The sequence below is a fragment of the Cronobacter turicensis genome (assembly GCF_041222865.1).
Taxonomy (GTDB): Bacteria; Pseudomonadota; Gammaproteobacteria; order Enterobacterales; family Enterobacteriaceae; genus Cronobacter; species Cronobacter turicensis.
Genome location: NZ_CP165997.1, coordinates 1883546 through 1907652, shown reverse-complemented (window position 1 = coordinate 1907652; position 24107 = coordinate 1883546). Strand labels below are relative to the sequence as shown.

Sequence of the window (24107 nt, the reverse complement as noted above, 5' to 3'; positions counted from 1 at the left end):
GATGATTATGCAAGAGATGACTCAGCCTATCGACCGCGCCACGCTGCTGGCGCAGGCCAATAAAATGATCCGCGAACATGAGGACTATATTGCCGGCATGGTGGCCACCGATGTTGAGCAGAAAAATGGCGTACTCGTCTTTCGCGGCGAATATTTTATGGACGAACAAGGCTTGCCAACGGCAAAAACCACGGCGGTATTTAATATGTTTAAATACCTGGCCCATCAGCTTTCCGAGAAATATCACCTGCTGCCTTGAGCGCTTTCGCAACATGATGAGGCCATCATCATGCAGCCAGAAAAAAAGCGAGGTTTTACGCCTCGCTTTTTTATTTCGCCTTACAGCAGCGGCTTCTGTCCACGCTGCCACCAGCGCAACAGCAGGCGATCCAGGCTTTGCGCCGCGCTGCCGGTAAAGCGGTCCATTAACCGTTTACGTTGCAGATAACGCAGGCTGACCACGTCGCGCTCTTGCATGCGGGCGATGATCAGATCGTCGCTGGTACTGATGTCATCCACCAGTCCCTTTTCCTGCGCCTGCACGCCGTACCAGTGCTCGCCGGTCGCAACCGCCTCGATATCCAGCGAAGGACGCATGCTGTGCACAAACTCCTTAAAGAGCTGATGCGTTTCGTTGAGATCTTCGCGGAATTTCTCACGCCCCTCTTCGGTGTTCTCGCCAAGCAGCGTCAGCGTGCGCTTGTACTGCCCGGCGGTATGCAGCTCGATATCAATATCGTTGCGCTTCAGCAGGCGGTTGAAGTTAGGGATTTGCGCCACTACTCCGATGGAACCGATGATGGCGAACGGCGCCGCCACGATTTTATTCGCCACGCAGGCCATCATATACCCGCCGCTGGCGGCGACTTTATCCACAGCGATGGTTAGCGGGATCTGACGCTCGCGCAGACGCTGGAGCTGCGATGCGGCAAGCCCGTACCCATGAACCACGCCGCCGGGACTTTCCAGACGCAGCAGGACTTCATCGGCAGGTTTTGCGACAGCCAGCACGGCGGTCACCTCTTCACGCAGCGCAGTCACTTCATGGGCGTCAATGCTGCCTTTGAAGTCGAGAACGTAAAGCGTAGGTTTACCGGCAGGCGCCGCTTCGCCACGTTTTGCGCGCGCTTTGGCGGCTTTCGCCTCCTGCTTGTTTTTCTTTTTCTGATTTTTATGCCACTGCTTGTGCTGATGAGGATCGAGCAGCGCGGCAGCCACCTCTTCCTTCATCTCTTTATATTCTTCCCCGAGCCGTGTGACGCGTAGCTCGCCACGCTGGGCTTTCTTGCGCTGCGTCAGGTTAGCGATAAGCGCGATGACAATGACAATCGCCACGACCACCGTGACGATTTTGGCTAAAAACAGTCCATACTCTGCAAGTAAATTCACTTCTCCACCTTTTATTCAGGCATGACTCGGGCGTTAGTGTAACTGAGCCCCACGCTCGCGTCTTGTAGCAAAGCGAAACTGTGCGAGGCTTCTCGACGAAGATTCCTTTATCGATGAAACAGTTGCAAATGATGGCGCTGCGGCACAACCCTCCCGTAGCCCGATTGAAATACGCGATAGATTAAGGCATAAAGCGTGTTTACCTGATGCGAAGCGAAGCCTGATGGCGCGCCGTTTCGCCCCTGCAAGGAGTGACCCGTGCACTATCAACCTCAACGCGATTTGCTGCAAAACCGAATCATTCTTGTCACCGGCGCCAGCGACGGTATTGGCCGCGAGGCGGCGCTGACTTACGCCCGCTACGGCGCGCACGTCCTGCTGCTTGGCCGCAGCGAAGAGAAACTGCGCGGTGTCGCCCGTGAAATAGAACAGGAAGGGCTCGCCCAGGCGCACTGGTTTACTCTGGATTACGCCACCGCGACACCCGAAGCGTGCCAGCGCGTAGCCCAGGCGGTCGGCGAGCGCGTGCCCCGCCTCGACGGCGTGCTGCACAACGCGGGCGTGCTGGGGGATATCGTTCCGATGGATCAACAAAACCCGGCGGTGTGGAGCGAAGTGATGCAGGTAAATGTCAACGTCACCTTCTTTTTAACCCAGGCGTTGCTGCCGCTGTTGTTGAAATCAGAAGCCGGATCGCTGGTGTTCACGACCTCAAGCGTCGGTCGTCAGGGCCGGGCGAACTGGGGCGCTTACGCCGTCTCGAAATTCGCGACCGAAGGCATGATGCAGGTGCTTGCCGAAGAGTATCAAAGCCGCCAGCTGCGCGTGAACTGCATCAATCCTGGCGGCACCCGCACCAAAATGCGCGCCAGCGCCTTCCCGACGGAAGATCCCGATAAGCTTAAAACACCCGCCAATCTTATGCCGCTGTATCTGTGGCTGATGGGCGACGACAGCCGCCGGAAAACCGGCATCAGTTTTGATGCCCAGCCAGGCCGTAAACCGGGGATAGCCGAATGAGCGATAAACGTTACCAGCAGCGCCAGCAACGCGTGAAAGAGAAAGTGGAGGCGCGCGTCGCCGCCGCCCAGGACGAGCGCGGCATTGTTATCGTCTTTACCGGCAACGGCAAAGGTAAAACCACGGCGGCCTTCGGCACGGTCACACGCGCCGTCGGCCACGGTAAAAAAGCGGCGGTCATACAGTTTATTAAGGGCGAGTGGCCAAACGGCGAGCGCAATTTGCTGGAGCCGCACGGCGTTGAGTTTCAGGTGATGGCGACCGGCTTTACCTGGGACACGCAGAACCGTGAAAGCGATACCGCGGCCTGTCAGGCCGTATGGCAGCATGGTAAACGGATGCTGGCAGACGCCTCGCTCGATCTCGTGGTGCTGGATGAGCTCACCTATATGGTGGCTTACGATTATCTGGCTCTGGAGGACGTGCTGACGGCGCTGCGTGGGCGTCCGGCGCACCAGACGGTGATTATCACCGGTCGCGGTTGCCACCGCGATATTCTGGACTATGCCGATACGGTGAGCGAATTGCGCCCGGTGAAGCACGCCTTTGACGCGGGCATTAAAGCGCAGATCGGTATCGATTATTAACGCGTGGACTGCCTCGCCGCCATAAAAAAACGCCCTCATCAGAGGGCGTTTTTCTTAGTTGCCGCGACCACCGCCGCCGGAGCGACGGTTGCCGCCGCTGTTCGGACGACCACTGCCGCTGTTTGGACGGCCGCTGCCGGTAGCGCGTGCGCCACTGGCGCGAGGGTTGCCGCCCGGACGCGCATTGCCACTGGCGCGCGAGGTATTATTACCCGCGCGGGTGTTTTCCGCCGGACGCGCGCTGCCTGCCGGACGAGCGGCACCTGCCTGCCCCTGGCCCTGACGCGCCGGTGAGCCCTGACGAGGGCCGCCTGCGGTCTGGCTGTGGCGTTTCACGGCACGACGAATCTGGTTCGCCTTCATACGACGGCGATCTTTTTCCACCGCCACTTTGCTTGCGGTTTCCGGCGGGAGACCCACCAGCTCGCGCAGATAGTTGGTCTGCGCCAGATCAAGCTCCGTCCAGCCGCCGCGCGGCAGGCCTTTCGGCAGCGGGATGTCGCCGTAACGCACGCGAATAAGGCGGCTTACCTGCACACCAACGGCTTCCCAGAGACGACGCACTTCGCGGTTGCGCCCTTCGGTCAGCGTCACGTTATACCACTGGTTGATGCCTTCGCCGCCGCTAAAACGAATGGTTTTAAACGCCGCCGGGCCATCTTCAAGCTGAACGCCGCGCGCCAGCTCGCGAACTTTATTGTCATCCACCTGGCCGAACACGCGCACGGCATACTCGCGCTCAACTTCCTGGCTCGGGTGCATCAGGCGGTTCGCCAGTTCACCGTCGGTTGTGAACAGCAGCAGGCCGCAGGTATTGACGTCAAGACGCCCCACCGCAATCCAGCGCGCGCCGCGCAGTTTCGGCAAACGATCAAAGACGGTCGGACGGCCTTCCGGATCGCTGCGCGTACACAGCTCGCCTTCCGGTTTGTAATAGGCCAGTACGCGGCAAATCTGCTCTACGGACTCTTTTACCGAGATCAGATGGCCGTCGATACGGATTTTCAGCGCGGGCGTGACTTCAACGCGATCGCCTAACGTGGCGATTTTGCCATCGACACTGACGCGACCGGCTTCGATCATGGCTTCGATTTCACGGCGGGAGCCATGACCGGCTCGCGCCAGCACTTTTTGTAACTTTTCGCTCATGGAGCTTCCTTCAGGTGTCGCCTTCCCAGGCGTCGAACAGGATAACCGGGCTGGGGCGTGCCAGCGTGTGGCCGCCCCCCGATTTCAGGCCGCGTAGTATAGCGGTAAGCCCTCTTACAGGAAAGGCTTAACGTCGCCCACGCCCTCACGTAACACGACCGGCGCATCGTCAGTCAGATCGACCACCGTCGTGGGCTGCTGGCCGAGATAACCGCCGTGAATAATCAGATCCACCTGCTTTTCCAGGCGGTCTTTAATTTCATCCGGATCGGATTCGGTAAAATCGCTGCCCGGCAGCATCAAAGACGTCGAGAGCATCGGCTCGTCGAGCGCCTCCAGCAGCGCGAGCGCAATCGGGTTTGACGGCACGCGCAGCCCGATGGTTTTACGCTTCTCCTGCAACAGACGGCGCGGCACCTCTTTCGTCCCTTTAAGGATAAACGTGTAGTTGCCGGGCGTGTTGTTTTTGATAAGGCGGAACGCGACGTTATCGACATAGGAATAGGTCGACAGCTCCGAGAGATCGCGACACATCAGCGTAAAGTTATGGCCGTCCGGCAGGTCGCGGATGCGGCAGATACGCTCCATCGCGCCTTTATCTTCAAGCTTACAGCCGAGCGCGTAGCCGGAATCGGTCGGATAAACGATGACGCCGCCTTTACGCACAATCTCTACCGCCTGTTTGATAAGACGCGGCTGCGGGTTGTCCGGATGGATATAGAAAAATTGACTCATACTACCCTCTCTTTACTCAGTTCCGGCGGCCAGCGGTGCCAGACGGGCGCTAACCCTTCCGGCAGCCGCAGCCTGCGGCCCAGTTCAATCCACGGGCACGGCTGATGAAAATCAGAGCCCTGCGACGCCAGCAGTCCAAACTGCCCGGCGTAGCTTGCCAGCTGGTCGCGCTCATTGGGCGCCTGCTGGCACTGGGCCACTTCCATCGCGTCGCCGCCCGCCGCAGCAAACTGGTTTAACAGGCGCTTAAGCCACTTGGCGCTGAGCTGATAGCGCCCGGGGTGCGCTATCACCGCCTGTCCGCCAGAATGATGAATCACATCAATAGCTTGTTCTATTGTACACCACTGGGGAGGAACGTAACCGGTTTTCCCGCGCGCCAGATAGTGTTTAAAGACGTTCGCCATGTTGGTGGCGCGCCCATCTTCAATAAGAAACCGCGCGAAATGCCCCCGGGTGACGACACCGCCGTCCGCCAGGCGTCGCGCGCCCTCCAGCGCCCCCGGAATGCGCGCTTTCTCCAGCCGCTCGGCGATCATCTCGGCGCGCTGCATGCGGCGCTGCGCCTGACCGTCGAGAAAGGCGATCATGTCCGGGTGCGTGATATCAATACCCAGTCCGACGATATGAATTTCGTGGTTTTCCCAGAGCGTGGAAATTTCGACGCCGTCAATAAGCCGCAGCGCCAGGCCCGCGTGTTTAATTTCCTGATGCGCAGCCGGCAGGCCCGCCGTGGTGTCGTGGTCGGTTATCGCGAGCGTATGAATGCCCATCTCAACGGCGCGGTGTACCAGTTGTTCCGGCGTCAGCAGGCCGTCAGATGCCGTTGTATGGCTGTGCAGGTCGTAAATAATGGCTAATTCAGGTTCGCTCAAAACGGCTCCCGTGGCTATGGTCTTTTATATCGTCCTCTTTATCATAACGGTTTGTGGAAATTATCAAAAATCAGTGTTGACATTCTCGTCATGAACCAGTTAACTAGTACGCAAGTTCACACAAAGAAGGTATCTGATAATGACTCACGTTTTCTCTCTGCATGGCTGGTGGCGTACCTCCTGATCCCGGGCGGTGTTTTCACGTATGCGCAAGCATTCAGATACCAGGCCCGCTCACCGCGGGCTTTTTTTTGAACACAATACAGAGATGCAGACCATGCAAACAGACAAACCGGCACTTGAACTGCTTACCTGCGACGGCCTTTATCGCGAAAACCCGACCGCCGTGTTTCACAAGCTTTGCGGCGATCGCCCGGCGACGTTGCTGCTGGAATCGGCAGATATCGACAGCAAAGACGATCTCAAAAGCCTGCTGCTGGTAGACAGCGCGCTGCGCATTACCGCTGAAGGTGACACTGTCACGATTGAAGCATTAAGCGCTAACGGCGTATCGCTGCTTTCACTGCTGGATAACGCCCTGCCGGAGACAGTCGCCGTCGACGCTCGCCCCGAGGGACGCACGCTGCGCTTCCCGCCGGTGAGCACACTGCTGGATGAAGACGCGCGTCTGTGTTCGCTGTCTGTTTTCGACGCCTTCCGCCTGTTGCAGGATGTCGTGACGCTACCGCAGAACGAGCGCGAAGCGATGTTTTTCGGCGGGCTGTTTGCCTATGACCTGGTCGCCGGGTTTGAAGAACTGCCGCCGCTTGCGCAAAACAATAGCTGCCCGGATTACTGCTTTTATCTCGCCGAAACGCTGCTGATTATCGATCACCAGACGCGCACCACCCGTATTCAGGCAAGCCTGTTTACGCCGGATGACGCGGAAAAAGCCCGCCTGAACCAGCGCCTTGCGCAGATCCAGCTGCAACTTCAGGAGCCGCCCGCGCCGCTGCCGGTGGACACCGTGCCGCAGATGCAGTGCGAATGCAGCCAGAGTGATGAAGAGTACGGCGCAGTCGTGCGCGAGATGCAAAAAGCGATTCGCGCGGGCGAGATTTTCCAGGTGGTGCCATCGCGTCGCTTCAGCCTGCCCTGCCCGTCGCCGCTCGCGGCTTATGACACGCTAAAAAAGAGCAACCCGAGCCCGTATATGTTCTTCATGCAGGACAGCGATTTCGCGCTTTTCGGCGCGTCGCCGGAGAGTTCGCTGAAATATGATTCGCTGTCACGCCAGATTGAAATCTACCCGATAGCGGGCACCCGTCCGCGCGGCCGCCGTGCGGACGGCTCGCTGGACCGCGATCTCGACAGCCGTATTGAGCTTGAAATGCGCACCGACCATAAAGAGCTCTCCGAACACCTGATGCTGGTGGATCTGGCGCGCAACGATCTGGCGCGTATCTGCACGCCGGGCAGCCGTTATGTGGCGGATTTAACCAAAGTGGACCGCTATTCGTTCGTCATGCACCTGGTCTCCCGCGTGGTGGGCGAACTGCGCCGCGATCTCGATGCGCTCCACGCCTACCGCGCCTGTATGAATATGGGCACGCTGAGCGGCGCGCCGAAAGTGCGCGCCATGCAGCTTATCGCGCAAGCGGAAGGCGAGCGTCGCGGCAGCTACGGCGGCGCGGTCGGATATTTCACCGGCCATGGCGATCTCGACACCTGCATTGTTATCCGCTCCGCGTGGGTGGAAAACGGCATCGCCACGGTGCAGGCGGGCGCGGGCGTGGTGCTCGACTCCGTCCCGCAATCTGAAGCTGACGAAACCCGTAATAAAGCCCGCGCGGTACTGCGCGCCATCGCCGCTGCCCATCACGCACAGGAGACTTTCTGATGGCCGACATTCTGCTGCTCGACAATATCGACTCCTTTACCTACAACCTGGCGGATCAGCTGCGCGCGAACGGGCATAACGTGGTGATTTACCGCAACCATATTCCGGCCCAGACGCTGATTGAGCGTCTCGCCACGATGCATAACCCGGTGCTGATGCTCTCGCCAGGCCCCGGCGCGCCGTCAGACGCGGGCTGTATGCCGGAGCTGTTAACCCGCCTGCGCGGCAAACTGCCGATTATCGGTATCTGTCTGGGTCATCAGGCTATTGTCGAAGCCTACGGCGGCTATGTCGGCCAGGCGGGCGAAATTCTGCATGGCAAAGCCTCCAGCATTGAACATGACGGCCAGGCGATGTTCAGCGGTCTGATGAACCCGCTGCCGGTGGCCCGCTACCACTCGCTGGTAGGCAGTGACATCCCGGCCGGACTGACGGTGAACGCGCACTTTAACGGCATGGTGATGGCTGTCCGTCACGACGCCGATCGCGTCTGCGGTTTTCAGTTTCACCCGGAATCGATTCTGACCACGCAGGGCGCTCGCCTGCTGGAGCAGACGCTCGCCTGGGCGCTGACCCGCGCCGAGCAGCAAAACAGCGTTCAGCCGATTCTGGAAAAACTCTATCAGGCTGAAGTACTGAGCCGTGAAGAGAGCCACCAGCTTTTCAGCGCGGTGGTGCGCGGCGAACTGAAGCCCGAGCAACTGGCCGCGGCGCTGGTGAGCATGAAAGTGCGCGGCGAACACCCGGTTGAGATTGCCGGGGCCGCCAGCGCCCTGCTGGAGAATGCCGCGCCGTTCCCGCGCCCGGATTACGCTTTCGCGGATATCGTCGGCACCGGCGGCGACGGCAGCAACAGCATTAATATCTCCACCGCCAGCGCTTTCGTGGCGGCCGCCGTGGGGCTGAAAGTCGCCAAACATGGCAACCGCAGCGTCTCCAGCCGTTCTGGTTCGTCGGATCTGCTGGCCGCGTTCGGGATTAATCTTGAGATGAACGCCGAGGCGTCGCGTAAGGCGCTGGACGAGCTGGGCGTCTGCTTTCTGTTCGCGCCGAAATACCACACCGGTTTTCGTCACGCCATGCCGGTGCGCCAGCAGCTGAAAACCCGCACGCTGTTTAACGTGCTGGGGCCGCTGATTAACCCGGCGCATCCGCCGCTGGCGCTGATTGGCGTCTACAGCCCGGAACTGGTGCTGCCGATTGCCGAAACCCTGCGAGTGCTGGGGTATCAGCGCGCGGCCGTGGTGCACAGCGGCGGTATGGATGAGGTGTCGCTGCACGCGCCGACGCAGGTGGCGGAGCTGCGCGACGGCGAGATCCGCAGCTATCAGCTTCTGGCTGCGGATTTCGGTCTTGAGCCTTATGAGCAGGCGGAGCTGGCGGGCGGCACCCCGGAAGAAAACCGTGACATTCTCAGCCGCCTGTTACAAGGTAAAGGTGAGCGTGCTCACGAAGCCGCCGTGGCCGCCAATGTCGCCATGCTGATGCGTCTGCACGGCGAAGAGGATTTACAGGCCAACGCACGTAAAGTGCTGGCGGTGTTGCGCAGCGGCGCCGCTTATGACCGTGTTACCGCACTGGCAGCAAGAGGATAAGAGATGGAAACCGTTTTAGCGAAAATCGTCGCGGATAAAGCGCTGTGGGTGGAAGCCCGCAAGGCACAGCAGCCGCTGGCGAGCTTTCAGAATGATGTCGTGCCGAGCACGCGCCGCTTTTATGACGCGCTGCGTGGCGCCCGCACCGTTTTTATCCTGGAGTGCAAAAAGGCGTCGCCGTCCAAAGGCGTGATCCGCAGCGATTTCGACCCGGCGCGCATCGCTGGCGTGTACAAGCATCACGCCTCGGCGATCTCGGTGCTGACCGACGAGAAATATTTCCAGGGCAGCTTCGATTTTCTGCCCATCGTCAGCGCTATCGCCCCCCAGCCGGTGCTGTGCAAAGACTTTATTATCGACCCGTACCAGATTTACCTGGCGCGCTTTTACCAGGCGGACGCCTGTCTGCTGATGCTCTCGGTGCTGGATGATGACCAGTATCGCCAGCTCGCGGCGGTGGCGCACAGCCTCGGCATGGGCGTGCTGACCGAAGTCAGCAATGAAGAGGAGCTGGAGCGCGCCCTGCGCCTTGAGGCGAAAGTGGTCGGCATTAATAACCGCGACCTGCGCGATCTCTCCATCGATTTGAACCGCACCCGTGAACTGGCGCCGCGCCTGGGTCACGGCGTAACGGTGATTAGCGAATCCGGCATTCATACCTACGGCCAGGTGCGCGAGTTAAGCCGCTTCGCCAACGGCTTCCTGATTGGCTCCGCGCTGATGGAGCATGACGATTTGGAAACCGCGGTGCGTCAGGTGTTGCTTGGCGAAAACAAAGTGTGCGGGCTGACCCGCCCGGAGGACGCGCAGAGCGCGCTGCAGGCGGGCGCGGTCTTCGGCGGCCTGATTTTTGTCGACGCGTCGCCGCGTGCCGTCACCGATGAACAGGCGCGTGCGGTGATCGACGCCGCCCCGCTGCGCTATGTCGGCGTGTTCCGCGACGCGCCGGTGGAGGATGTCGTCGCGAAAGCCAACGCGTTTTCCCTTGCCGCCGTCCAGTTGCACGGCGATGAAGACCAGACTTACATCAGCGCCCTGCGCGCCAGTCTGCCGGAAACGACCGCTATCTGGAAAGCGCAGAGCGTCAGCCATGTGCTGCCGCCGCGTAATCTGCAGTACGTTGACCGTTACGTGCTGGATAACGGCCAGGGCGGCAGCGGCCAGCGCTTCGACTGGTCTCTGCTTGAAGGGCAGACGCTGGACAACGTGATGCTGGCGGGCGGTCTTGGCGCCGATAATTGCGTGCAGGCCGCACAGCTCGGCTGCGCGGGGCTCGATTTTAACTCCGGGGTGGAGCGCGCGCCGGGCATCAAAGATAGCGACAAACTGGCGGCGGTATTCAGAACCCTGCGGGCTTACTAAAGGAAGACAATAATGAGCACACTGTTAAATCCCTATTTTGGCGAATTCGGCGGCATGTATGTGCCGCAGATCCTCATGCCCGCCCTGCGTCAGCTGGAAGAGGCGTTCGTCAGCGCCCAGAGCGACGCGGAATTCCAGGCGCAGTTTACCGATCTCTTAAAAAACTATGCCGGGCGCCCGACGGCGCTGACCAAATGTCAGAACCTCACTGAAGGCACCCGCACCACGCTCTATCTCAAGCGTGAAGATCTGCTGCACGGCGGCGCGCATAAAACCAACCAGGTATTGGGACAGGCGCTGCTTGCCAAACGCATGGGCAAAACTGAAATCATCGCCGAAACCGGCGCAGGCCAGCACGGCGTGGCGTCAGCGCTGGCGAGCGCTCTGCTTGGCCTGAAGTGCCGCATCTATATGGGGGCGAAAGATGTCGAGCGCCAGTCGCCAAACGTGTTCCGCATGAAGCTGATGGGCGCGGAAGTCATTCCGGTGTACAGCGGCTCCGCGACCCTCAAAGATGCGTGCAACGAGGCGCTGCGCGACTGGTCCGGCAGCTATGACCGCGCGCACTATATGCTCGGCACCGCCGCAGGCCCGCACCCGTTCCCGACTATCGTGCGTGAATTCCAGCGCATGATCGGCGAAGAGACGCGCGTGCAAATCATGGAAAAAGAAGGCCGCCTGCCGGATGCCGTGATCGCCTGCGTCGGCGGCGGCTCCAACGCCATCGGCATGTTTGCGGATTTCATTAACGAAACGAGCGTCGGCCTGATTGGCGTCGAGCCTGCCGGTCACGGTATTGAAACCGGCGAACACGGCGCGCCGCTCAAACACGGACGCGTGGGAATTTACTTCGGTATGAAAGCGCCGATGATGCAGACGGACGACGGCCAGATTGAAGAGTCTTACTCTATCTCCGCCGGTCTCGATTTCCCGTCTGTCGGGCCGCAACATGCGTACCTGAACAGCATCGGACGCGCGGAATATGTCTCGATTACCGATAACGAAGCGCTGGAAGCCTTTAAAACGCTCTGCCGTCAGGAGGGGATCATCCCGGCGCTGGAATCGTCTCACGCCCTCGCCCATGCGCTGAAAATGATGCGCGCCGATCCTGAAAAAGAGCAGTTGCTGGTCGTTAACCTGTCCGGGCGCGGCGATAAAGATATCTTCACCGTTCACGATATTTTCAAAGCACGAGGGGAAATGTAATGGAGCGTTATGAGCAGCTGTTTGACCGCCTGGCAGCCCGTAAGGAAGGCGCGTTTGTTCCCTTTGTGACGCTCGGCGATCCGTCGCCTGAGCAGTCGTTGCAGATTATCGACGCGCTGGTGGAAGGCGGCGCCGACGCGCTGGAGCTTGGTATTCCCTTCTCCGATCCGCTGGCGGACGGGCCGACTATCCAGAGCGCGACGCTGCGCGCCTTCGCCTCTGGCACCACGCCGGATCAGTGCTTTGAAATGCTGGCCGCGGTACGCCAGAAATACCCGGACTTGCCCATCGGGCTTTTAATGTATGCCAACCTGGTGTTCAGCCGCGGCGTGGATGAGTTCTATGCCCGCTGCGCCGCGGTGGGTGTGGATTCGGTACTGGTGGCCGACGTGCCGGTGGAAGAATCTGCCCCGTTCCGCCAGGCGGCGATGCGCCACAACGTCGCGCCGATTTTCATCTGCCCGCCGAACGCTGATGACGATCTGCTGCGCCAGATAGCGTCTTACGGCCGCGGCTACACCTATTTGCTTTCGCGCGCCGGGGTGACGGGCGCGGAAAACCGCGCCGCGCTGCCGCTAAACCATCTCATAGAGAAGCTTACCGAATATCACGCAGCTCCCCCGTTGCAGGGCTTTGGGATCTCTGAGCCTGCGCAGGTCAAAGCCGCCATTGAAGCGGGTGCCGCTGGCGCGATCTCCGGCTCGGCGATCGTGAAGATCATTGAGAACAATCTAAACGATCGCGCGGCGATGCTTGACGCGCTGAAAACGTTTGTCCGCCAGCTGAAAGCGGCCAGTTTGCCCGCATAACGTTTTTCTTTAAAAAAAAGCGCGAGCCCTCGCGCTTTTTATTTCCCTGAATATCAGGGACATCCCGATTTTCATTCACAATTTTCCCTGCGAGTCCAGCGACACGATCGTCTTTTGAGCAAAATCTTAAGGCGGTCGTCGCATTCCTGACCAAAACTTATTCTCATGACAACGAAGCCCCGGCTGCAAACGCCACATGGTTTGTGGGCCCGCCGGAAGGGAAACGGCAGGTTTCGGTGACAGAAAGCGTTGGAGCCACGCACTGCGGCGCAGACGCCGCCCCGGCCGGATCGTCGGAGAATGTGTGGCAACTGACTTCAGACCATAAACCGCGTGAAAACGTAACGCGCAATCGCAGCCAGAACGGTCTGGCTGGATTACGGGAAAGGGTGGAGGTGAAGATGATTAACCAGCATATGATGAATAAAGCTCGCCGTGCAGCACGTGAAGCGTTAACCAAACGAAACGCCCGCAAATGGGATGAGGCCAACCGCATTATGCGTCAGGCTGCCGCCAGCGCGTTTAACTGACGTATGGTGCCGAAGGATGTTAAGTGCCGCAAGCTGCGAGACGCCGGTTTTCCGCTTCACCCGGCAGCAATAAAAAAACCAACCCGTCGAGGTTGGTTTTTTTATTGCTGAGAAACGCGCTGACGCGTACTCAGAAACGGTAACCCGCCGAGAACATAAAGACCCACGGGTCGAGACGCGTATCGATATTCTGCTGCTGACCGTTCGCTTTGAATTTCACGGTAGTGTCGATATCCATGTACCAGACGGACATGTTAATCAGCCAGTCTTTATTCACCATGTAATCCAGACCCACCTGACCTGCCGCGCCCCAGGAATCGTCAACGCTCAAATCGCTTAAGCCGCTTTTTTTACCGGTATCGTTAAAATCTTCGTCAAAGAAGGTGGTGTAGTTAATACCCGCACCGATATAAGGACGCACTTTGCTTTGCGAATCGCCAAAATACCACTGCGCCATTAAGGTGGGCGGCAGTTGGTGCACGGTCGCGAGATCGCCCGTCGGCCCGAGGCCCACTTTATGACGGAACGGCGTCGCCGCCAGCAGTTCCACGCCAATATTGTCGGTCGCCATATACGTAAAGGTCAGGCCGAGCTGCGTGTTGTTGTTGACCTTAAAGCCGCCCATACCCAGCACGTTGTCCGAGCCCTCTGACGGACGCACGGTCGCCGTACCCGCGCGCATAAAGAAATCACCAGCTTCATGCGCAGACGCCATACCCGAAAAACAACCCGCTAACGCCACCGCCACGATGAGTTTTTTCATTCCCGTTTCCCTTTTGTGGTTTTATTTGCCGGGTGAATATACTCACTACGAGTTAAGAAGTGATCCAACATAGATCACATTCGCGCTGCTAATTTAACATTCATTGATCTGAATTAATTTTTGCCAGCCTTGCATCGTCGATGAAATTGATTTCAGGTCAATTTTTCCCTTTCCGCAGCCCCAAAATATATCTCGCATGCCCTCTTGCAAGTCCTTCCAGGCGGGAATAATTTAGTTTCTTCACAATTTTGAAACGATACGTTGTTTAGTTGCAGGTGAATGATGAGCGATCTCAATCCGTGCATGACGTGCGGTGCCTGTTGTGCTTATTTTCGTGTCTCTTTTTACTGGGCCGAGGCGGATGACGCGGGCGGCCTTGTCCCGGCGGCGCTTACCGAACCGCTCACCCCTTTTCTGCGCTGCATGAGCGGCACCAACCAGAAACAGTGCCGCTGCGTGGCGCTGGAAGGTACGCCCGGCGAGGCGGTGCGCTGCACAGTGTATGAAAACCGGCCGTCGCCGTGTCGTGAGTTCGCCATGTCCGGCGAAGGCGGCGTGATTAACGAGGCGTGCAATCGCGCCCGCGCCCGCTACGGCCTGCCGCCGCTTCCTGACAATTCCTTACCTGCCGCGCCGCTTTACAGCGCTGCCACTGCGCCATCATCCAGGGTACAATTGCCGGCGGAATAATATCTGCCAACCCAAGGAGAGTGCATGTCTATCACGGCAAAATCCGTTTACCGTGACACGGGTAATTTTTTCCGCAATCAGCTGGTCACCATCCTGCTGATTGCGCTGCTTTGCGCCTTTATTTCCATGATCCTCGGCCACGCTTTTACGCCTGGCGCGGATCAACTGGCGATTCTTAGCGAGGGCGACGCGATGAGCAACAGCGCCAGCCTGTTCGAACTGGTGCAAAATATGACGCCGGAGCAGCAGCAGGTCCTGCTGAAAGCGTCGGCGGCGTCGACCTTTTCCGGCATGTTCGGCAATACGTTGCTGGTGGGCGGCGTGCTGCTGCTCATTCAGGCGGTGTCCGCCGGGCAGAACGTCAGCGCGCTGCGCGCCATCGGCGCCTCAGCCCCGCTGCTGCCGCGCCTGTTTATCCTTATTTTCCTGACAACCTTCCTGGTGCAAATGGGGATTTTGCTGGTGGTAGTGCCGGGCGTGATCCTCGCGATTCTGCTCTCGCTGGCGCCGGTGATGATGGCGCAGGATAAAGCCGGGATATTTGGCGCGATGCGCAACAGTATGCGTCTGGCGTGGCGCAATATGCGCCTGGTCGCCCCTGCGGTACTGGTATGGTTACTGGCCCGCACCGCCCTGCTGCTGTTTGCGCCCGCCTTTGCCGCGCTGACGCCGCAAATCGGCGCCGTGGTCGCGGGTACGCTGAGCAACCTGCTGACCGCGCTGCTCCTTATTTATCTATTCCGGTTGTATATGCTTATCCGGGAATAACCCTTCTGCCCGCGGCGATAGTCGCTCGCGGGCCTTCTTACGGAACCGATGTATGAAGCAGTTACTCGATTTTTTGCCGCTGATCGTCTTTTTTGTCTTTTATAAATTACATGACATTTTCTGGGCGACCGGGGCGCTGATCGTCGCTACCGCGCTGGCGGTGATTTTTAGCTGGTACAAATACCGCAAGGTCGAAAAAATGACCCTGGTGACTTTTGTGCTGGTCGCGGTGTTCGGCGGGCTGACTATCTATTTCCACAATGCGGAATTCATCAAGTGGAAAGTCACCATCATTTACGCGCTGTTTGCGGGTGCGCTGCTGATTGGCCAGTGGGTAATGAAAAAGCCGCTGATCCAGAGCATGCTGGGCAAAGAGATAACGCTGCCGCCACACGCCTGGTCCCGGCTTAACATCGCCTGGGCGCTCTTTTTCATCTTCTGCGGTCTGCTGAATATCTACGTCGCGTTCTGGCTTCCGGAAGCGGTATGGATGAATTTCAAAGTGTTCGCTATTCCCGGCCTGACGCTGGTCTTTACGCTGCTGAGCGGCGTTTACATCTACCGTCATATGCCGCAAGAAGAGAAGTAATCCTCCTGCTGTTTTGCTGAAAAAACGCCCCTGCGGTTAGCGCCCGGGGGCGTTTTTTTATGCGCGATTTCCCCCTCGCTCTAGTTATCCCACTTTTTTGTAAGCCATTACAGTCACATGCGCAATGATGAAGCAATTGTGGAGAAATCATGGAGAATTCCAGCTTTATATTGTAATGATAATTATTATCATTATCATGCGGACCAATGATTACATTTCTACACATAATGGAATAATTGATAATGTTTGAAAAAAAGCACGGGATTCGCACACCGCTGGCGCTGGCGGTAGCCTCACTTCTCGGTAGCGGCGCGACAGCGGCGCAGGCGGCTGACGTGGACGACGGCGATGTCATGGTGGTTCAGGCGACGGCTGAACAGGCGCTGAAACAGCAGCCCGGCGTCTCCATTATTACGGCGGATGACATCGAGAAAGATCCGCCGGTAAACGACCTTTCAGACATTATTCGTAAAATGCCCGGCGTCAACCTGACCGGCAACAGCGCCAGCGGCAGTCGCGGCAACAACCGCCAGATTGACATTCGCGGCATGGGCCCGGAAAACACGTTGATTCTGGTCAACGGCGTCCCGGTCAGCTCACGCAACGCGGTACGCTACAGCTGGCGCGGCGAGCGCGACACGCGCGGCGACACCAACTGGGTGCCTGCGGAAATGGTTGAGCGCATCGAAGTGCTGCGCGGCCCGGCGGCCGCGCGTTACGGCAGCGGCGCCGCGGGCGGTGTGGTAAATATCATCACCAAACGCCCGACCCGTGACTGGCACGGCTCCCTTTCGCTTTTCACCAACCAGCCGGAAAATGACAAAGAAGGCGCCACCCGACGCGCTAACTTCAGCCTGAGCGGCCCGCTGGCGGGCGATGCGCTGACGATGCGCCTGTACGGCAATTTCAACAAAACCGACGCTGACGATGACGATATCAATACCGCGCAGAACGGCTCTTACGCCGCCGGACGCGAAGGCGTGCGCAATAAAGACATCAACAGCGTTATCTCCTGGAAAATGACGCCGGAGCAGATCCTCGATTTTGAATATGGCTACAGCCGCCAGGGCAATATCTACGCAGGCGACACGCAGAACAGCAACAGTAACGCCAGCCCGAACGGTCTCATTCCTTTGCTTTACGGCCACGAAACCAACCGGATGTATCGCCAGAGCTATGGCATTACCCATAACGGCATCTGGGACTGGGGCCAGTCGAAAACCGGCTTCTATTATGAGAAAACCAATAATACCCGTCTTCAGGAGGGCACCACTGGCCGCGTCGAAGGCATGATAACCAATGAGAAATACACTACCAGCCGCCTGGAAAACTATCGCGCCAGCAGCGAAATCAACGTGCCGCTGACGTGGCTTGTGGATCAAACCGTCACGCTCGGCGCCGAATGGGATCGTGAGGAGCTTGACGATCCGGCCTCCATGCAGTCCACCAATGCCAGTAACATCACCATTGGCGATATTTCCGGCGACGCCGCCTCGCGCAGCAGTAAAAACAGCGCCACCACGGGCGCGGTCTGGCTTGAAGATAATATCGACGTGCTGCCCGGCACCGCCGTTATTCCGGGGCTGCGTTACGATCACCACAACCAGTTTGGCGGCAACTGGAGCCCGAGCCTGAACCTGTCTCAGGAGCTTGGCGATAACGTGAAGCTGAAAGCCGGTATCGCGCGCGCGTTTAAAGCGCCAAACCTGTATCAGTCAAGCAAAGGCTATTTGCTCGCCACGCGCGGAAACGGCTGCCCGATTGGCGTGAGCGGCAGTTGCTATCTCCTTGGCAATGACGAGCTCAAGCCGGAAATCAGCATCAATAAAGAGATTGGGCTGGAATACACCCAGGATAGTTTTGACGCGGGCCTGACCTGGTTCCGTAATGACTACCGCAACAAAATCGTCTCCGGCGAGCGCGTGGTGGGATTTGCGTCTAACGGCAACAATATTCTGCGCTGGGAAAACGGCGGTAAAGCTGTGGTGGAAGGTCTTGAAGGCAACCTGACCATTCCGGTAATGAAAGACACGCTGAGCTGGCGCACCAACGCGACGTATATGATTAAGTCGGAGATGAAAAAGAACGGCAACCCGCTGTCGGTTATCCCGAAATATACCGTTAATACGATGCTCGACTGGCAGGTGAATGACAAATTCTCCACCAACCTGAACTGGACCTTCTACGGCCGCCAGAAACCGCGCCAGGCCGCTGAAATTCGTGTTGAAGGCGACGGCAATCTTTCCCGTAAAGAAGTGGGCGCCTATTCCATCGTCGGCGTGGGCGTTAACTATGCGCTGACGAAAGATCTGCGCCTGAACGGCGGAGTCAGCAATCTGTTCGACAAAACGCTGTACCGCGAAAACGAAGGCGCCTCCACGTATAACGAACCGGGCCGCGCGTACTACGCCGGTGTAACGATGTCGTTCTGATAAATGCAGGGGGAGGTTCGCGCCTCCCCTTTCACCACAGCAAGATAGCCCCGCTTTCCCCGTTTTTTCCAGCCTTTACCCGCCCGCAACCGATGTTATTATACCGTCGCTTCGCGCTCTTCGGGCGCAAGCCATTCACTGATAACACTAGCTGAGAAGCCCCATGACGACAGAGCAAACCACGCCTCAAGGTGAACTGGTTTTACGTACCCTGGCGATGCCCGCCGATACCAACGCCAATGGCGATATTTTTGGCGGCTGGCTGATGGCCCAGATGGACATTGGCGGCGCGATCCTTGCCAAAGAGATAGCCCATGGCCGCGTGGTGACGGTACGCGTTGACGGCATGACGTTCCTGCGCCCGGTCGCGGTTGGCGATGTGGTGTGCTGTTATGCCCGTTGCGTGAAGCGCGGCAATACATCGGTGACGATTAATATTGAAGTGTGGGTGAAGAAGGTTTCTTCCGAGCCGCTTGGCCAGCGCTACCGCGCGACCGAGGCGCTGTTCATTTATGTTGCGGTCGATGACAACGGCAAACCGCGCCCGCTGCCGCCTGTGGCGTGACGACGTAAAAAAGCCAGAGACAATGCTCTGGCTTTTTTTCACATGCAGCGTTACTGCATGGTGGCGCCGCCATTGATGCGGAACACGATATTCACAATCAGGCCCGTGCCGGGCTTACCGGCTTCGTAGCGCCATTTGCGCATCGCCTGTTTCACTTCGCGCTCAAACATATTGGCGGGTTTAGCGGACAGGATCTGTACATTTTCCACGCTGCCATCCGCCGCCACATCAAACTTCACGCGCACCTGCCCTTCCATACGCAGCGCATAGGCGCGCGCCGGGTATTGCGGCTGGTTGCGGCTTAACGCGCGCGGGCCAGCGGGCGCGACATTCGCAGGCGCGGCCGGTGCCGGGCGCGACGCCGTCGCGGTAGTGCGCGTCGGCGTATTATTCTCAAACGGCGACGCCGGGCGAGGTTCGGCCGGTTTCACTTCCCGCTTCGCGGGCTCCTCCACCTTTTTCACCGGTTTAGGTTTCGGCTTAGGCTTCGGTTTCGGCTTCGGTTTTTCGATAACAACCGGCGCCGCTTTCGGCGGCTCCGGCACCACCTCGGGTTCCGGCTCAGGCTCTGCCACAGGCTCCGGCGGCGGCGTTACGACTTCAGGCTTCGGCGGCTCCAGCGATTCAGGCGCGACCATCGTTACTGAAATCGGCTGCGATGGCGCAGGCATTTCAACCACCTGATTTGCCGAGGTATAAAGCACGGCCGCCGCCACGATGGCGCCGTGGATCGCGACGGACAGTAGCGTCGGCCACGGAAAACGGCGAGGCATATCAAGGGTCATGGAAGTCATAGTCGTTTCACTGAATGAATGAGAGCTTAATTTTAAATGCAAATAGCAATCATATTCAACAAGTCAGCCCGGTTCCGTGCGGTTTCTCTGGCGAGTCGCTGAAAAAACCCGCTTGAATGTTAAGGATTTAACAGCCCGTTCAACTTTGCGTTGCACACCTGCTGGCTTTCACCTACCGTTATTTACCTTGCCGTTTCATAAAAAGGAGTGCGACATGCTTTATGTCATTTACGCGGAAGATGTGGCTGATTCACTGGACAAGCGTCAGTCGGTGCGCCCTGCGCATCTGGCGCGTTTGCAGCTGTTACGGGATGAGGGTCGTCTGCTGACCGCAGGGCCAATGCCTGCGGTTGACAGCAACGATCCGGGTGCGGCGGGTTTTACCGGCTCAACGGTAATTGCGGAGTTCGCCTCGCTGGAGGAGGCGCAGGCCTGGGCTGAGGCAGACCCGTACATCGCCGCGGGCGTTTATAAAACCGTCGCGGTGAAGCCTTATAAAAAAGTATTCTGACCGCGGCCGACAGGCTGCGTAGTGCAAAGGGCATTAACCTTCGGTGTGCCCTTTTTTTGCGCGGTCATTTTACCTGATAGCGTGTTACTTGCCGCCCTGCACCAGTTGCAGCACCGTTGCCGGGGCGTGGTTTCGTGCGCTATGACATTTATGGGACGTCACGAACTGACGCGCCGCCTCGCAGGCGGAGACGCTCTCAGGCAGGCGCTGGCTGACGGTCACGGCCTCTTTAGCAAAGCCGAAAATTCCACTCGTTAATGTTCTGTCTTCAACGGTTCTGGGTCTTGCGCCGCAGGCTCCCTTGCGTAACAAAAATTTATGGATTTCTGTCAGAAATTCCTCTTGCTTAGTCATAAACGCTCCAGCAGTCACGGATGTAAGTTGTACCTGTAGGAATACAAGCTGTCGATAACCTTAATCTACCCTGGCCTGACCAGAAACAATCGCCGGAAATAACATTAAAAATGCTTCATTTTACATAAGAGCAATTATCACCGGCGGGAATACACCATATATTACAAATTGTGAATTTACGTTAAGTTTCGAAAAGTATTTTAAACTCATGATTTAAATAATGTTCTTTTGGTTTACTCAGCATATTCCCAGATTAAAAATATTTAAAATTCTCACTTTCAGGCTGTCGATTTCTTATACCAGAATATTCCTAATTTTATTTAAATCCATTAGCGCGACGCGGGAAGTCGCGTCGTCAAATTTATCTTATTGCCATGAAGAGTAATGAGGTGAAAAAAGGAGGAATTTGCCGTAATTCGCGCGGCGAAAATGCAGGTGAAAACAGGGGCCGTTGCGGGGGTATTTCGGGGCACCGCAGGCGGTGCCCTTTCACTACGTTTAGCGATCGTGGATGGCGAACAGCAACGAATTGCGCTGACGATTCACAAGACATTTTCTGATAGCGTGAATTCGCATATTGCGTCGGGATTGTGCTTCCAGCCAGCGAGCTTTACGCCGTTGAGACTGCCGCTGCATGCGCCAGCGCCCAACTTCGGTTCTACTACGCCTCATTTCTGATACTCTTGACTGAAACAGAACCGTCATTATAGCCCCTTCCCGCCCGCAGACCAGCCCTTTTCTGACAGGTTCTGATTGGAGCGCGACAGGGTTGTGCGTAAACTCTTAACGATACGCTTTTTAAAGGATTTTTAAACTATGACCACCTTCTACACGGTAGTGAGTTGGCTGATCATTCTGGGATACTGGCTACTCATCGCAGGCGTCACGTTACGTATTCTGATGAAACGCCGCGCCGTCCCTTCCGCCATGGCCTGGCTGCTGGTCATTTATATTCTGCCGCTGGTCGGGATAGTCGCGTATCTGTCGGTCGGCGAGCTGCATCTGGGCAAACGCCGCGCCGAGCGCGCCCGCGCCATGTGGCCCTCGACGGCCAAATGGCTTAGCGATCTTAAAGCCTGTAAACATATCTTCGCCGAAGAAAACAGCGCGGTGGCGAGCGCCCTGTTTCAGCTATGCGAGCGCCGTCAGGGCATCGCAGGCGTTAAAGGCAATCAGCTGCAACTGCTGACCTCCTCCGACGACGTGATGCAGGCGCTGATCCGCGATATCCAGCTCTCCCGCCATAATATCGAGATGGTCTTTTATATCTGGCAGCCCGGCGGGATGGCCGATCAGGTCGCGGAATCGCTGATGGCGGCGGCCCGGCGCGGCGTGCACTGCCGCCTGATGCTGGACTCCGCAGGTAGCGTCGCGTTCTTTCGCAGCCCCTGGGCGGGCATGATGCGTAACGCAGGCATCGAAGTGGTTGAGGCGCTGAAGGTCAACCTGATGCGTGTATTCCTGCGCCGTATGGACCTGCGCCAGCACCGCAAAATGATCATGATCGACAACTATATTGCCTACACCGGCAGTATGAATATGGTCGACCCGCGCTTTTTCAAACAGGACGCGGGCGTCGGCCAGTGGGTGGATCTGATGGCGCGCATGGAAGGCCCCGTCGCCACCGCGATGGGCATCGTCTACTCCTGCGACTGGGAGATTGAAACCGGCAAACGCCTGCTGCCGCCCCCGCCGGATGCCAATATCATGCCGTTTGAGCAGGCCAGCGGGCACACGATCCATACCATCGCCTCCGGGCCGGGCTTCCCGGAAGATCTCATTCACCAGGCACTGCTGACCTCGGTGTATGCGGCGCGCGAATATCTGATTATGACCACGCCCTACTTCGTGCCAAGCGACGACCTGTTGCACGCCATCTGTACGGCGGCGCAGCGCGGCGTGGATGTCAGCATTATTCTGCCGCGTAAAAATGACTCCGTGCTGGTAGGCTGGGCGAGCCGCGCCTTCTTCAGCGAGCTGCTGGCGGCGGGCGTGAAGATTTATCAGTTTGAAGGCGGGCTGCTGCATACCAAAAGCGTGCTGGTCGATGGCGAGCTGAGCCTGGTCGGCACCGTCAATCTGGATATGCGCAGTCTGTGGCTTAACTTTGAAATTACGCTGGTCATTGACGACGCCGGTTTTGGCGCCGATCTGGCCGAGGTGCAGGATGATTATATCTCCCGCTCGCGCCTGCTGGATGCACGCCTGTGGGTGAAACGTCCATTCTGGCAGCGTGTGGTGGAGCGACTGTTTTACTTCTTCAGCCCGTTGCTGTAAAACGTGCCCAACATCATTTACTGGGGTAGTCACGATGGAAATGGATCTGAATAACCGCCTGACGGAAGACGAAACGCTCGAACAGGCTTACGATATTTTTCTGGAGCTGGCGCCGGATAATCTCGACCCGGCCGATATCATTCTGTTTAATTTACAGTTTGAAGAGCGCGGCGGCGCGGAGTTGTTCGATCCGTCTGAAGAGTGGCTTTCGCATGTCGATTACGATCTGAACCCGGATTTCTTCTCGGAAGTGGTTATCGGCCTTGCGGAGAATGACGGCGACGAAATTACCGACGTCTTCGCCCGCGTGCTGCTGTGCCGCGAAAAAGACCACAAGCTGTGCCATATTCTGTGGCGTGAGTAATCGCCAGCGGCGCGGCTTTCGCCGCGCTATGGCTTCCTGCCCGTCACTTTCACTCCGCACGCCTGACAATAATTCGCCTGCTTTTGATATTTCGCGCCGCAGGCCGGGCAGCGCTGCGCCTCTTTTTTCTCCGCCAGCGCGTTGGTCATTTGCGAGGTAATAATGCCGGTCGGAATGGCAATCACCGAATAGCCAATCAGAATGAGCAGCGAGGCCACCGCGCGCCCGCCTGCGGTATGCGGCGTGATATCTCCGTAACCGACCGTCGTCACCGTCACCACCGCCCAGTAGACCGACGTGCCCAGCGTATTGAAACCGCTCGCCGCGCCTTCGATGCCATACATCAGCGCGCCCGCAATCACCATGACGATGGAAATAAACGCATAGAACGCGATGAGCTGATGACGCGCATTGACTATCGCCTGCCAGAGCACGCTGGTGGACGACATCATGCGCAGCAGCTTCAGGATCCTCAACACACGCACAGCGCGTAAGGCTCGCCAGATAAAGAGATAGTTAATGCCCAGTTCCGGCCAGAGCCACAACACGTAGAGCGGGAGCACGGTCGCCAGATCGATAAGGCCCCAGAAGCTCAGCGCATAGCGCGCCGGATTCGGCCAGACCAGCAGGCGCAGCAGATATTCCACCGTAAAGACGCCCGTAATGCCTATCTCCAGCAGGACGAAGATATGCCATTCGTCATAAGAGAGATGATACTGCGTGCCGATGCCGGACTCGATAAAAACGACAATGACGCTGAAGAGCGCGAACAGCCCGCACAACGCTTCAAAGCGTCGGCCGCTGCGTTGATGCTGATCGAAAAGGAAGTGGTAGGCGCGCTGACGATATTCGGTTATCCGTGACACGTTGTCCTCGCAAAAGAAAAGGGCTGGCACCTGCCAG

General features: G+C 57.9%; 26 protein-coding genes, 1 pseudogene and 1 other annotated feature. Of the genes and pseudogenes, 18 read left to right on the top strand and 9 right to left on the bottom strand.

Annotated features, from left to right (window positions below; all coding sequences use genetic code 11):
• Positions 1–7: 7 nt before the first annotated feature.
• The gene (locus AB8W27_RS09180) at positions 8–259 is read left to right on the top strand and encodes a YciN family protein (protein ID WP_007761945.1); all 252 of its coding nucleotides are present in this window, start codon (positions 8–10) and stop codon (positions 257–259) included.
• An 80-nt stretch (positions 260–339) separates the two neighbouring features.
• Here the strand turns inward: AB8W27_RS09180 and sohB are convergent, their stop codons facing one another.
• The gene (gene sohB / locus AB8W27_RS09175; protein WP_015741454.1) at positions 340–1389 is read right to left on the bottom strand and encodes a protease SohB; all 1050 of its coding nucleotides are present in this window, start codon (positions 1387–1389) and stop codon (positions 340–342) included.
• 258 nt (positions 1390–1647) lie between these two features.
• Here sohB and AB8W27_RS09170 point away from each other — a divergent pair, with 258 nt between their 5' ends.
• On the top strand, positions 1648–2409 hold the full coding sequence (locus AB8W27_RS09170) for a YciK family oxidoreductase (protein WP_015741455.1): 762 nt from the start codon (positions 1648–1650) through the stop codon (positions 2407–2409).
• Entirely contained in the window at positions 2406–2996 is a 591-nt protein-coding gene (gene cobO, locus AB8W27_RS09165; RefSeq protein ID WP_015741456.1) for a cob(I)yrinic acid a,c-diamide adenosyltransferase, read from the top strand. Before AB8W27_RS09170 ends, cobO begins: the two co-directional genes overlap by 4 nt.
• 276 nt (positions 2997–3272) lie before the next feature.
• Here cobO and rluB read toward each other — a convergent pair.
• The 3 genes and pseudogenes from rluB to AB8W27_RS09150 form a co-directional block, all read right to left on the bottom strand.
• Positions 3273–4145: pseudogene (gene rluB / locus AB8W27_RS09160) on the bottom strand (23S rRNA pseudouridine(2605) synthase RluB); the annotation flags it as partial.
• Positions 4146–4259: 114 nt separating this feature from the next.
• The gene (locus AB8W27_RS09155; RefSeq protein WP_007723912.1) at positions 4260–4880 is read right to left on the bottom strand and encodes an L-threonylcarbamoyladenylate synthase; all 621 of its coding nucleotides are present in this window, start codon (positions 4878–4880) and stop codon (positions 4260–4262) included.
• Positions 4877–5755: a PHP domain-containing protein gene (locus AB8W27_RS09150; RefSeq protein ID WP_041923620.1), complete on the bottom strand. Its 879-nt coding sequence runs from the start codon at positions 5753–5755 to the stop codon at positions 4877–4879. Before AB8W27_RS09150 ends, AB8W27_RS09155 begins: the two co-directional genes overlap by 4 nt.
• A 139-nt stretch (positions 5756–5894) precedes the next feature.
• On the opposite strand from AB8W27_RS09150, the gene trpL reads away from it, so the two are divergent.
• The 7 genes from trpL (at position 5895) to AB8W27_RS09115 (ending at position 13097) form a co-directional block, all read left to right on the top strand.
• Positions 5895–5939 (top strand): trp operon leader peptide, encoded by a 45-nt coding sequence (gene trpL, locus AB8W27_RS09145; protein WP_158683125.1) that lies wholly within the window; start codon positions 5895–5897, stop codon positions 5937–5939.
• Positions 5916–6008, top strand: a sequence feature (Trp leader region). (Overlaps the previous gene by 24 nt.)
• A 24-nt stretch (positions 6009–6032) precedes the next feature.
• A complete protein-coding gene (locus AB8W27_RS09140) occupies positions 6033–7595 on the top strand; it encodes an anthranilate synthase component 1 (protein WP_041923621.1) in 1563 nt (520 codons plus the stop codon).
• Complete coding sequence (gene trpD, locus AB8W27_RS09135; protein ID WP_041923622.1) at positions 7595–9190, top strand: bifunctional anthranilate synthase glutamate amidotransferase component TrpG/anthranilate phosphoribosyltransferase TrpD; 1596 nt, start codon at positions 7595–7597, stop codon at positions 9188–9190. Before AB8W27_RS09140 ends, trpD begins: the two co-directional genes overlap by 1 nt.
• Positions 9191–9193: 3 nt before the next feature.
• Positions 9194–10552, top strand: a complete 1359-nt coding sequence (gene trpCF / locus AB8W27_RS09130) for a bifunctional indole-3-glycerol-phosphate synthase TrpC/phosphoribosylanthranilate isomerase TrpF (protein WP_015741461.1) — start codon at positions 9194–9196, stop codon at positions 10550–10552.
• Between the two features lie 12 nt (positions 10553–10564).
• Positions 10565–11758, top strand: a complete 1194-nt coding sequence (gene trpB, locus AB8W27_RS09125) for a tryptophan synthase subunit beta (protein ID WP_015741462.1) — start codon at positions 10565–10567, stop codon at positions 11756–11758.
• Positions 11758–12567, top strand: coding sequence for a tryptophan synthase subunit alpha (trpA, locus tag AB8W27_RS09120; RefSeq protein WP_015741463.1), 810 nt, complete (start codon positions 11758–11760; stop codon positions 12565–12567). Before trpB ends, trpA begins: the two co-directional genes overlap by 1 nt.
• Before the next feature lie 401 nt (positions 12568–12968).
• The gene (locus AB8W27_RS09115) at positions 12969–13097 is read left to right on the top strand and encodes a hypothetical protein (protein WP_007761961.1); all 129 of its coding nucleotides are present in this window, start codon (positions 12969–12971) and stop codon (positions 13095–13097) included.
• A gap of 130 nt (positions 13098–13227) precedes the next feature.
• Here the strand turns inward: AB8W27_RS09115 and ompW are convergent, their stop codons facing one another.
• Positions 13228–13860 (bottom strand): outer membrane protein OmpW, encoded by a 633-nt coding sequence (gene ompW / locus AB8W27_RS09110; protein WP_007761963.1) that lies wholly within the window; start codon positions 13858–13860, stop codon positions 13228–13230.
• 282 nt (positions 13861–14142) lie between these two features.
• Here ompW and AB8W27_RS09105 point away from each other — a divergent pair, with 282 nt between their 5' ends.
• The 5 genes from AB8W27_RS09105 (at position 14143) to yciA (ending at position 18904) form a co-directional block, all read left to right on the top strand.
• Positions 14143–14550: a YkgJ family cysteine cluster protein gene (locus AB8W27_RS09105; RefSeq protein WP_041923623.1), complete on the top strand. Its 408-nt coding sequence runs from the start codon at positions 14143–14145 to the stop codon at positions 14548–14550.
• A gap of 24 nt (positions 14551–14574) precedes the next feature.
• Positions 14575–15318, top strand: a complete 744-nt coding sequence (locus tag AB8W27_RS09100) for a YciC family protein (RefSeq protein WP_015741466.1) — start codon at positions 14575–14577, stop codon at positions 15316–15318.
• 52 nt (positions 15319–15370) lie between these two features.
• Positions 15371–15907, top strand: coding sequence for a septation protein A (locus tag AB8W27_RS09095; protein WP_007761970.1), 537 nt, complete (start codon positions 15371–15373; stop codon positions 15905–15907).
• A 242-nt stretch (positions 15908–16149) separates the two neighbouring features.
• On the top strand, positions 16150–18339 hold the full coding sequence (locus AB8W27_RS09090) for a TonB-dependent siderophore receptor (protein WP_041923624.1): 2190 nt from the start codon (positions 16150–16152) through the stop codon (positions 18337–18339).
• 163 nt (positions 18340–18502) lie between these two features.
• Positions 18503–18904, top strand: coding sequence for an acyl-CoA thioester hydrolase YciA (gene yciA, locus AB8W27_RS09085; RefSeq protein WP_015741468.1), 402 nt, complete (start codon positions 18503–18505; stop codon positions 18902–18904).
• 50 nt (positions 18905–18954) lie between these two features.
• Here the strand turns inward: yciA and tonB are convergent, their stop codons facing one another.
• Positions 18955–19698: a TonB system transport protein TonB gene (gene tonB / locus AB8W27_RS09080; protein WP_015741469.1), complete on the bottom strand. Its 744-nt coding sequence runs from the start codon at positions 19696–19698 to the stop codon at positions 18955–18957.
• A 214-nt stretch (positions 19699–19912) separates the two neighbouring features.
• On the opposite strand from tonB, the gene AB8W27_RS09075 reads away from it, so the two are divergent.
• Entirely contained in the window at positions 19913–20209 is a 297-nt protein-coding gene (locus AB8W27_RS09075) for a YciI family protein (RefSeq protein WP_007698412.1), read from the top strand.
• 84 nt (positions 20210–20293) lie between these two features.
• Here the strand turns inward: AB8W27_RS09075 and AB8W27_RS09070 are convergent, their stop codons facing one another.
• Together AB8W27_RS09070 and AB8W27_RS09065 are read right to left on the bottom strand one after the other, a co-directional pair.
• On the bottom strand, positions 20294–20563 hold the full coding sequence (locus tag AB8W27_RS09070; RefSeq protein ID WP_007761991.1) for a hypothetical protein: 270 nt from the start codon (positions 20561–20563) through the stop codon (positions 20294–20296).
• 498 nt (positions 20564–21061) lie between these two features.
• Positions 21062–21235, bottom strand: coding sequence for a YciY family protein (locus AB8W27_RS09065; RefSeq protein ID WP_100207185.1), 174 nt, complete (start codon positions 21233–21235; stop codon positions 21062–21064).
• A 144-nt stretch (positions 21236–21379) separates the two neighbouring features.
• Here AB8W27_RS09065 and cls point away from each other — a divergent pair, with 144 nt between their 5' ends.
• Both cls and AB8W27_RS09055 read left to right on the top strand, forming a co-directional pair.
• On the top strand, positions 21380–22840 hold the full coding sequence (gene cls / locus AB8W27_RS09060) for a cardiolipin synthase (RefSeq protein WP_015741472.1): 1461 nt from the start codon (positions 21380–21382) through the stop codon (positions 22838–22840).
• A 34-nt stretch (positions 22841–22874) separates the two neighbouring features.
• Positions 22875–23204: an HI1450 family dsDNA-mimic protein gene (locus AB8W27_RS09055; RefSeq protein ID WP_015741473.1), complete on the top strand. Its 330-nt coding sequence runs from the start codon at positions 22875–22877 to the stop codon at positions 23202–23204.
• A gap of 26 nt (positions 23205–23230) precedes the next feature.
• On the opposite strand, the gene AB8W27_RS09050 is transcribed toward AB8W27_RS09055, so the two are convergent.
• Positions 23231–24070: an ion transporter gene (locus tag AB8W27_RS09050; protein WP_041923625.1), complete on the bottom strand. Its 840-nt coding sequence runs from the start codon at positions 24068–24070 to the stop codon at positions 23231–23233.
• Between the last annotated feature and the right edge of the window lie 37 nt (positions 24071–24107).

Bases quoted from the DNA above. Each gene is read 5' to 3' on its own strand.
- AB8W27_RS09100 (WP_015741466.1), top strand. From the start codon at position 14,575: ATGTCTATCACGGCAAAATCCGTTTACCGTGACACGGGTAATTTTTTC.
- trpCF (WP_015741461.1), top strand. From the start codon at position 9,194: ATGGAAACCGTTTTAGCGAAAATCGTCGCGGATAAAGCGCTGTGGGTG.
- AB8W27_RS09070 (WP_007761991.1), bottom strand. From the start codon at position 20,563: ATGACTAAGCAAGAGGAATTTCTGACAGAAATCCATAAATTTTTGTTA.
- AB8W27_RS09090 (WP_041923624.1), top strand. From the start codon at position 16,150: ATGTTTGAAAAAAAGCACGGGATTCGCACACCGCTGGCGCTGGCGGTA.
- AB8W27_RS09140 (WP_041923621.1), top strand. From the start codon at position 6,033: ATGCAAACAGACAAACCGGCACTTGAACTGCTTACCTGCGACGGCCTT.
- AB8W27_RS09095 (WP_007761970.1), top strand. From the start codon at position 15,371: ATGAAGCAGTTACTCGATTTTTTGCCGCTGATCGTCTTTTTTGTCTTT.
- AB8W27_RS09115 (WP_007761961.1), top strand. From the start codon at position 12,969: ATGATTAACCAGCATATGATGAATAAAGCTCGCCGTGCAGCACGTGAA.
- yciA (WP_015741468.1), top strand. From the start codon at position 18,503: ATGACGACAGAGCAAACCACGCCTCAAGGTGAACTGGTTTTACGTACC.
- AB8W27_RS09075 (WP_007698412.1), top strand. From the start codon at position 19,913: ATGCTTTATGTCATTTACGCGGAAGATGTGGCTGATTCACTGGACAAG.
- ompW (WP_007761963.1), bottom strand. From the start codon at position 13,860: ATGAAAAAACTCATCGTGGCGGTGGCGTTAGCGGGTTGTTTTTCGGGT.
- AB8W27_RS09180 (WP_007761945.1), top strand. From the start codon at position 8: ATGCAAGAGATGACTCAGCCTATCGACCGCGCCACGCTGCTGGCGCAG.
- AB8W27_RS09105 (WP_041923623.1), top strand. From the start codon at position 14,143: ATGAGCGATCTCAATCCGTGCATGACGTGCGGTGCCTGTTGTGCTTAT.
- tonB (WP_015741469.1), bottom strand. From the start codon at position 19,698: ATGACTTCCATGACCCTTGATATGCCTCGCCGTTTTCCGTGGCCGACG.
- cobO (WP_015741456.1), top strand. From the start codon at position 2,406: ATGAGCGATAAACGTTACCAGCAGCGCCAGCAACGCGTGAAAGAGAAA.
- trpD (WP_041923622.1), top strand. From the start codon at position 7,595: ATGGCCGACATTCTGCTGCTCGACAATATCGACTCCTTTACCTACAAC.
- trpA (WP_015741463.1), top strand. From the start codon at position 11,758: ATGGAGCGTTATGAGCAGCTGTTTGACCGCCTGGCAGCCCGTAAGGAA.
- AB8W27_RS09055 (WP_015741473.1), top strand. From the start codon at position 22,875: ATGGAAATGGATCTGAATAACCGCCTGACGGAAGACGAAACGCTCGAA.
- AB8W27_RS09065 (WP_100207185.1), bottom strand. From the start codon at position 21,235: ATGAGGCGTAGTAGAACCGAAGTTGGGCGCTGGCGCATGCAGCGGCAG.
- trpB (WP_015741462.1), top strand. From the start codon at position 10,565: ATGAGCACACTGTTAAATCCCTATTTTGGCGAATTCGGCGGCATGTAT.
- cls (WP_015741472.1), top strand. From the start codon at position 21,380: ATGACCACCTTCTACACGGTAGTGAGTTGGCTGATCATTCTGGGATAC.
- AB8W27_RS09155 (WP_007723912.1), bottom strand. From the start codon at position 4,880: ATGAGTCAATTTTTCTATATCCATCCGGACAACCCGCAGCCGCGTCTT.